This window comes from Brachyspira sp. SAP_772 (genome assembly GCF_009755885.1).
In the GTDB taxonomy this organism is placed as follows: Bacteria; Spirochaetota; Brachyspiria; order Brachyspirales; family Brachyspiraceae; genus Brachyspira.
Window position 1 is genome coordinate 1 of sequence record NZ_VYIX01000024.1, and the last position, 1,155, is coordinate 1,155.

At 23.4% G+C, this 1,155-nt stretch carries 2 protein-coding genes; one reads left to right on the plus strand and one right to left on the minus strand.

The annotated features are described in order from the left end of the window. The coding region (locus tag GQX97_RS12275; RefSeq protein WP_157152213.1) for a methyltransferase domain-containing protein at nt 1–801 on the plus strand (801 nt) is incomplete at its 5' end. Nucleotides 802–844: 43 nt separating this feature from the next. Here the strand turns inward: GQX97_RS12275 and GQX97_RS12280 are convergent. After that, nucleotides 845–1,155 (minus strand): ribonuclease H-like domain-containing protein (locus tag GQX97_RS12280; RefSeq protein ID WP_198391227.1); only part of this gene is annotated, 311 nt, incomplete at its 5' end.

The following is a 1,155-nucleotide window of genomic DNA, read 5'->3' on the forward strand; positions in this document are numbered from 1 at the left end:
GAAGAAACATTTTGGGAAAATAATGATAATGGAAATACTAGTTATAAATCTTCAAAAATTATTTTAGGAATGTTATTAAAATATTATAATATAAAATCTATGATAGATGTAGGATGTGGTATAGGGGCATGGTTAAAATCAGCTATAGAATTTGGAATTGATGATGTAGTGGGAATAGATTGTAATGAAATATCAGAAGAAAAATTATTAGTTCCAAGAAAATATATAAAAATAGATAATTTAGAAACTCATAAAAATATTTATTTAAAAAAATACGATATAGCTGTATCTCTTGAAGTAGCTGAACATCTATCTCCAGAATATTCTGAAAATTTTATAAAAATGCTTACTAGCTATAGTGATATAGTATTATTTTCAGCAGCAATACCAAATCAAATAGGTACAAATCATATAAATTGTCAAAAACCAGAGTTCTGGTTTAAATATTTTGATCAACTGGAATATAAGTGTTTTGATTTTAGATATGAATTGATGTCTTTAAATATCTCTCCATCATATTCTCAAAATATTTTATTATATGTTCATAAAAATATTGCTAATAAATTTAATAATTTTCTTTACACAGAAAAACCTGTATTCTTTTATCATCCTTTTTTTGTTCAATTTATAATTGATAATAATGATGTATTTAATTTAGAGATAATTAGATTAAATAATTATATTTTAGAATTAAATAATAAAAAAAATGAGAATTTTGATACATATGAGAAATATTTTAATTTACTAACAATATTTAATTTTACTTTATTTGGTATTAATTTTTTTTTTTTAAAGTTATGACGCATGATGCTATTACTACAATATTAGACCAAGCTTATTAATTTTAATCATCATTTTTAGGTGAATATTTATGAGGRTGTTTGTGAAGATAGTCTATTAATTTTTTATTAGGCTTATATTTACTCACAGAAGGAAGCTCTTTATAGTCTAAAAGCGAAGTTTTATATTTYTCAGCATATTTATTGTAKGCAAGACATAATAAATATTCCAAATCAATAGTATCAAGCAAATTATAATGTATGAGAGAATCTATTGCTGTTTCATCTTTAGTGTCTAAATAATAATTCCAAAGCAAAACGGCGGTGTATCCATTCACACCAAGCATATCGTCTCCCCTATCAATACCGACATCTT